The organism is Alicyclobacillus sp. SP_1 (assembly GCF_024706985.1).
Lineage (GTDB): Bacteria > Bacillota > Bacilli > Alicyclobacillales > Alicyclobacillaceae > Alicyclobacillus_I.
In genome coordinates, this window is sequence record NZ_JAMCCX010000061.1 from 164682 (window position 1) to 171181 (window position 6500).

Below are 6500 nucleotides of genomic sequence, written 5' to 3' on the forward strand. Positions count from 1 at the left end.
GGCGGTGATGTGGACCGATGCTGACACGGTTTCCTGCGTATCGAATCTGGCTCATTGTAACCATGAGTATCAAGTTTTTTCTGCAGATATACTGGTTTACGAAGCGATATCCGGAACCGCGCGATGCGGCTGCTCTCGAAGAGTGGGAGCGTCTACTCGTCAAGCAGGCTCGAGAATATCGCCGTGTGGCACTGAAGTTAGAAGGCTTGCTGATTAAAGTTGGCCAGTTTTTAAGCACGCGAGCGGACCTTCTGCCGGATGCCTTCTTGCATGAACTCGATAACTTGGTAGACCAAGTCCCCCCAGTTCCCTGGGAGCAAGTAGAGCATGTGCTGGCGAAGGAGTGGCGAGTTCCCTACGGGGAAATTCTCCACAAGATTTCTGTCGAGGCGGTGGCGTCTGCCTCCATCGGGGTGGTCTATCGCGGCGTGCTGCACGATGGCACAGAGGTTGCCGTCAAGGTCCGGCGTCCGGGAATTGACCGTATCATTCGTGCCGATTTTCGGGCTACTCGAATTGTCATTTTTCTGGCGAAACGCTTTCGTAAAGTTCGCCAAGTGGCCGATTGGTCTGCACTTTATCGAGAGATGGTCGTCGTTCTTCGAGACGAGTTGAATTTTCTCAAAGAAATGGAAAACGGCGAGTATTTTTTTAAGAAATATGCAGACAATCCGATGGTGAAAGTTCCCCGCTACTTTTCGGAGTACACGACTCGAAGCGTCCTTGTGATGGAGTGGATGGACGGCAATAAAGTGTCGGATCTCGCTTATCTGGAAAAGCACCATATTTCCCGTGAAGATTTGGCGGCAAGGTTGTTCCATGCGTTTGCCGAGCAGATATTTTACGGCGGTAAGTTTCATGCCGACCCGCATCCAGGGAATATCTTGGTGCAGCCGGATGGGTCCATTGTCTTCCTCGACTTTGGGATGATTAGCTCACTTCGCAGTGATGACGCGAAGAACATACGCAACCTCATTGAAGGAATTATGTTCAGCGACATGAACAAAATTCTCGACAGTCTGCAGGCGTTGCGCTTTCTTTTGCCTCATGCGGATAGAGAGGCATTGTCCAGAGCCATTCGAGACCTAATGGACTTGTATCAAAAGCAGAGCATTGGCAAGTACGACGAGACCGTGGTCGAAGAAATTCTTATCGACATTCAATCGGTCATCAAACGACAACCCATCCAATTACCGACGGAATTTGCTTTTCTCGGTCGCGCTTTATCGACGTTTGTCGGTGTATTGCACATCGTCTCGCCCGGCGTGGATATTGTGGCCCTTGGCAAGCCCTTGGTGAAGGGGTGGATTGATGAGCAGACATCTTCGACAGACGGCACGCCATGGTGGCGGCTGGCGCTGACATACGGGGCTCCTCTTCTGCGCTATCCGAAATTAATCGAGGATGCTCTCGAGGTACCCGTCAAACGGCTCGCATTTGAAGAGATGCAGCACGAAGAAACGGTCCATGGCATATATTTGTCACGAAATCGCCTATACTGCGTGATGTTTTTCCTTGTCTCTGTGGTATTGTTCATGATAAGTCTGTGGTTGCATAACACTTTGGCGGAATACATCAGTGCTGGACTAGCTTTCGTGGCCTTCATCATGGTTGCGTTTACGCACGTGCAGCATCGTCGCTTTTTGCGGACGCTGTCTGACCGCCGACGATTGCGTTATGGCAGAAACGGATTGTAACTCAGGTAAGCCGCGAGTGGCGTTATCAAACCCTGTCTGTGAATTAAAGATTGCGGCACGTGGCAAAGTGCATTCGGCGGGGTACGCACTGTATGAAGTGTCTCGAAGCTAGGGAACATGTCAAGAGGGAGGCGATTTGACATGACAGAAGAGCGTGTGTTGAAGCAGGCGGAACAGTCTGTCGGTCCCTTCGAATGGAAGCTAGAAGGGTTAGAAGATGGGTATCGCGTGACGTTTCGCGGCAACTCCGAAAAGTTAAAAGTTCAGCGCCGTGTGGCAGGGTCGTTCATCGCGTTTCTGCAGCAGTTGGACCGAGCTGGCTTTTGGGTCCCGTTCCCATTTCGATGGATGTTGCGTTTTTGGGACCGCTATAATGGTCGTTCATCCTTTAAAAAGTCTGCTTGAACGACCGTCCAGTTTGAGTTGTCTACAGGACCAGCACTCGGTGATGCAGCATTCTAAAGCAATAGGAACCTGTGTCTGGGCATTCGCGAGGATGCCTTTTTTTTGCGCACTTTTTATTGACTATGTAGTATAATTAAGAGGTAGGTATGCTGCAAAATGGCGAAGTCACGCCACTTCGTCTGAAAAACGTGTGAGAGGAGTCTTGAAGATGTCTATTCTGTCACCAACATCATCGGTTTCCGCGCTGTTTCCGCATAGAGAAAAGTTTCCGAGTGACGACACTGTTTTTCCCATCAGCTGGTATCCAATCGCTTGGGCAAGTCAACTCAAAGACAAACCTGTCAAGCGCCGGGTCGTCGGCAGAGATGTGGTCGTCTATCGCGACAGCAAAGGCCAGATTCACGCGTTGGAAGCGTACTGTGCCCATCGTGGAGCAGATTTGTCATTGGGCAAGTGCGTAGCGGATGGCATTCAGTGCGCTTATCATGGCTGGCAGTTCAATGCGGAGGGTCACTGCACGAAAATCCCAGCCCATCCCAATCGACCAATACCTGAGTTTGCAAAGATACGTGCCTATCCTGTTCAGGAGAGAGCTGGATTAATTTGGATTTACCCGGACGATCTTGATGTGCCTCCAGACCTCAAACTCTTTTCGGAGTTAGAGCAACCAGAGTTAGTTTTGGTTCCCTATGAGCAGACTTGGAAAGCGCACTTGACTCGCGTTGTGGAAAGTGTCCTGGATGTAGCCCATCTCGCGTTTGTCCACAAGTCCACGATTGGTAAGCGTCTTTCCGAAGAAATTAAGTTGGTTGATTTTGACGTGCAGGAACAAAATCAAATTGTCATTCGCAACGGGGGAGGCCTTCTGGAATATCAGTTTCCTCAGCAGTGGATACTGCGGCCATCGACTCCAAGTAAGAGTCAGTTCATTAACTATGTGACCTTTTGTCCCGTCGACTCGGATACGACCATCATCTTCGGATACGCTGGCAGGACTTTTCTGCGCAAGATGCCGTTTATGAATCCCATCTTTCGGCGGTATAGCTTGAAGGTGCTGACGGAGGACAAGGCCGTGGTGGAGAGCCAACATCCTCGCCCCATTCCCGAAGCATTGCGGATGGAAGCGCATGTGCCTGCGGATGGACCGCAAGTTCGATTTCGCCAGCGCTGGTTTCAGTTTCTGGCCAGCGAAGAGCCGAGAATCATCTTACATCCCGGCTCTTCTCAGCCAGAGAAGACGGGCGGTCAAGTCGTAGGGGAACCGCATGCCCCCAGTTCGCACACCCTGAGTTAATAAGACTTTGCGTACCAAACGCTATGGCGGGCTGGTTTGCCGCAGACCACGCACAATTCTTGTGTGCTCGGTGGGTGAAATGGGATGTTGCGACTTGTGGCTCCAGTCTGCTCCTTGATGGAGAGTTCACAAGCGTCGTTTCCGCACCATCCAGCGAGCACAAAACCGCGCTGATTGTTGATGATGTCCGCTAACTCCGGAAGGGATCCGGCAATGTGTGAATTGTCTTCTTTGAATTTTTTTGCTGTCTCGAACATGTGTTTCTGAATATCATTGAGCCAGAGCGGAATCGTGGCTTCCAGGGTGTCCATGGAGACAGGCTCTTTAGTGCCTGTGTCACGGCGGGCTAACACCACTTGGTTTGCATCGAGGTCGCGCGGTCCAATTTCTAGGCGAATGGGTACGCCGCGCATCTCGTATTCATTAAATTTCCAGCCCGGACTGACATCGTCCCGAGCATCCATCCGCGTGCGAATTCCCGCCTTTTGCAACCGTTCAAACAGTTCTGTCGCGTGTTGCACCACGCGTTCGCGCTCCTTCTGAGGCCCAATGGGAACGATGATGACTTGCGTCGGAGCAATTTTGGGCGGCAATGCGAGACCGCGATTGTCTCCATGGACCATGATGATGGCACCGAGAATACGGGTGGATAGTCCCCATGACGTGGTATAGGCGTACTGAAGAGTATTGTCTTTGTCTGTGAACTGAATGTCGAATCCTTTGGCGAAATTTTGCCCCAAATTGTGAGATGTTGCCGCTTGCAGTGCTTTGCCGTCTCGCATCATGGCTTCAATGGAAAAAGTACTGACGGCGCCAGCGAATTTCTCGAGCGGCGTTTTTTGACCTTGAAAGACGGGGATTGCCAAAAAGTTCTCCACAAAGTCGATGTAGATATCGAGCATGCGCTTCGTTTCGGCGTCAGCTTCCTCGGCCGTAGCGTGTGCCGTATGCCCTTCCTGCCAGAGAAACTCGCTCGTACGAAGAAATGGCAAAGTTCTCTTTTCCCAACGTACCACGTTGGCCCATTGGTTAATCAGCAGCGGCAAATCGCGGTACGATTGAATCCATTGGGAATACATGTGACCAATGATGGTCTCACTCGTAGGACGTACCGCCAAGCGTTCTTCGAGTTTTTCGCCCCCAGCTTCTGTAACCCAAGGAAGTTCCGGATTAAATCCTTCGATATGTTCCTTCTCTTTCTGAAAAAACGATTCCGGAATAAATAGCGGGAAATATGCATTCCTGTGGCCAGTGGCTTTGAAGCGACGATTCAGTTCTTCTTGGCACGCTTCCCACAGTTCATAGCCGTCTGGCTTAAATACAATACAGCCACGGACTGGTGCATAGTCCATCAGGTCCGCTTTGCGAATAACATCAATGTACCAACGAGAGAAGTCCTCATCTTGAGGGGTGATTTCTTTCACGAATTCCTTGTTGCCCTTTGCCATCGTTCGTCCTCCTTGCTGACATCTTACACGGCGCCGATAGGAAATGAAAGTCAAGTTGCAGGCATTCTGTGCGTGAGATACCGACAACTTGGAATACTGCTTGATGGAAAGTCTGTCGGTCACAAAAGAGGCCACTTTGTGTGCAGGTCTCCGTCTGGAAAGGGGCGTATTATGGACAATGTCACTCACGCTGCACTGGGGTTCGGCGTGTATGCGATATGGTTAAGCGCCGACCAGAATGCTCCCCTATCGTTGCAGCACGCCGTGCTTGGGGTGAGTCTGATGGCGTCGGAATGTCCGGATGTGGATGTGGTCACGAGGCTCGTGAGTCGCACGCTTTTTCTTCGAACGCACAGAACCGCCACGCATTCCATGGCGGGAATCGCTCTTATGGCTGTATTCCTCACCTGGGTCTGGCGATTCGCAGACTCTGGACACGATGGCCTGCTGTTCACAATCGCGCTTGTAAATGCGGGTGTCCATGTCTTGACAGATGTCCTTACGCCATACGGCACGGCGTGTCTGTGGCCCTTTGTCAAGCGAAGATTTGCGCTCGATGTGCTGTTTGTGTACGATCCGATTTTTTTATGTAGCACCGCACTCGGACTTCTGCTGTGGATGAGTGGTGAATCGCTTAAAAGCGATGTGCACATCGCCACGCTTTGTACGCTACTATGGTTGGCGGTACGAGTGGCAAACCGATGGAAGGTCAGGCATCACTTTCGCCGCCACGCTCGTCTAGGCAAGCATCTGCTTGCGTGTCCACCAGCGCTTGCGCCTTGGCGTCAGCCATTCGTCCTCCTATTGGAGAACAAGGACCTGCAATTCGGAGAGGTGTCCTGGTGGTCACCGCCGCGAGTTTTCGCGACGTTTCGAACACAACCCCAGACGGACGGAATGGACATCTTGACGAGAAGCGACTTAGGCCGCTCCTTTCTGCAACTTTGTCGTGTCCCCGTGGCATGGTCAGAGCCTACTCGGACAGGTGTTCGCCTGTGCCTGGCCGATGGCGTTTTTCGCACTGGATTCAAACTTCCATTTTACATCTGGGCAACTGTCCGAACCTGCGAGCAGGAGGATGAGGGGAATTTGCAACTGGTCGAGGATGGGCTCAGTTACCACGCTGTGTCTACGCCTCTACATCCTGGTTTCAGTCTGGAGGAAATACAGAAACGGTTACTCTGAAGCCTGCGAATTGGGACCGTTTGAGGTCGGGAATGCCGCGTATTGAGATTGCCTGTCCGTCAAGAACTCTGCGATAGACTCCAACAAAACGGTCGTGTTCTCGAGCGCCCGGCGCTTGGCGAGATGTCTGGCTAAGGCTAGGTAGGGCCCAGAGTTATCGGCAACTAAGAATGCGCGAATGTCCGGTTGGATGGTACTGTTCTCTGCATTGTCGATGACATCATGAAGAGATGTCGATTCGCCCTGTTTTTGGTCCGTGCGAGGGGCTGTGTCTTCTGCGAAGTAGTCTAAAGACAGACCGTACGTACGAGCCAAGCGACACATCATGTCAAACGACGGATTGGGTCTCGTCCCTTTTTCGATAGCGCTTAACACTACAACGCAGTTAGGTAATCGCATCAAGCAGAACCTTGAAGACGCCGTTTCTGGTGAGAGCGAAAAGCCTTGGCGTTAGACTTCTGGTAGTATGCG

At 51.6% G+C, this 6500-nt stretch carries 6 protein-coding genes; 4 read left to right on the forward strand and 2 right to left on the reverse strand.

Annotated elements, in window-relative coordinates; translation table 11 throughout:
- The first annotated feature begins 17 nt into the window (after window positions 1–17).
- From M4I36_RS13860 to M4I36_RS13870, 3 genes are all read left to right on the forward strand, one after another.
- Window positions 18–1697 (forward strand): ABC1 kinase family protein, encoded by a 1680-nt coding sequence (locus M4I36_RS13860; RefSeq protein ID WP_258112341.1) that lies wholly within the window; start codon window positions 18–20, stop codon window positions 1695–1697.
- A gap of 141 nt (window positions 1698–1838) precedes the next feature.
- A complete protein-coding gene (locus tag M4I36_RS13865) occupies window positions 1839–2102 on the forward strand; it encodes a hypothetical protein (RefSeq protein ID WP_258112342.1) in 264 nt (87 codons plus the stop codon).
- A gap of 208 nt (window positions 2103–2310) precedes the next feature.
- Window positions 2311–3396, forward strand: a complete 1086-nt coding sequence (locus M4I36_RS13870) for an aromatic ring-hydroxylating oxygenase subunit alpha (RefSeq protein WP_258112343.1) — start codon at window positions 2311–2313, stop codon at window positions 3394–3396.
- Here the strand turns inward: M4I36_RS13870 and proS are convergent.
- Window positions 3393–4844, reverse strand: coding sequence for a proline--tRNA ligase (gene proS, locus M4I36_RS13875; RefSeq protein ID WP_258112344.1), 1452 nt, complete (start codon window positions 4842–4844; stop codon window positions 3393–3395). The genes M4I36_RS13870 and proS overlap by 4 nt on opposite strands.
- A 171-nt stretch (window positions 4845–5015) precedes the next feature.
- Here proS and M4I36_RS13880 point away from each other — a divergent pair, with 171 nt between their 5' ends.
- On the forward strand, window positions 5016–6029 hold the full coding sequence (locus M4I36_RS13880; RefSeq protein WP_258112345.1) for a metal-dependent hydrolase: 1014 nt from the start codon (window positions 5016–5018) through the stop codon (window positions 6027–6029).
- On the opposite strand, the gene M4I36_RS13885 is transcribed toward M4I36_RS13880, so the two are convergent.
- A complete protein-coding gene (locus M4I36_RS13885) occupies window positions 6021–6344 on the reverse strand; it encodes a hypothetical protein (protein ID WP_258112346.1) in 324 nt (107 codons plus the stop codon). The two genes, M4I36_RS13880 and M4I36_RS13885, sit on opposite strands and share 9 nt — an antisense overlap.
- Window positions 6345–6500: the final 156 nt, after the last annotated feature.

Coding starts and splice junctions, on each gene's coding strand:
- M4I36_RS13880 (WP_258112345.1), top strand. CDS start 5,016: ATGGACAATGTCACTCACGCTGCACTGGGGTTCGGCGTGTATGCGATA.
- M4I36_RS13860 (WP_258112341.1), top strand. CDS start 18: ATGCTGACACGGTTTCCTGCGTATCGAATCTGGCTCATTGTAACCATG.
- proS (WP_258112344.1), bottom strand. CDS start 4,844: ATGGCAAAGGGCAACAAGGAATTCGTGAAAGAAATCACCCCTCAAGAT.
- M4I36_RS13870 (WP_258112343.1), top strand. CDS start 2,311: ATGTCTATTCTGTCACCAACATCATCGGTTTCCGCGCTGTTTCCGCAT.
- M4I36_RS13865 (WP_258112342.1), top strand. CDS start 1,839: ATGACAGAAGAGCGTGTGTTGAAGCAGGCGGAACAGTCTGTCGGTCCC.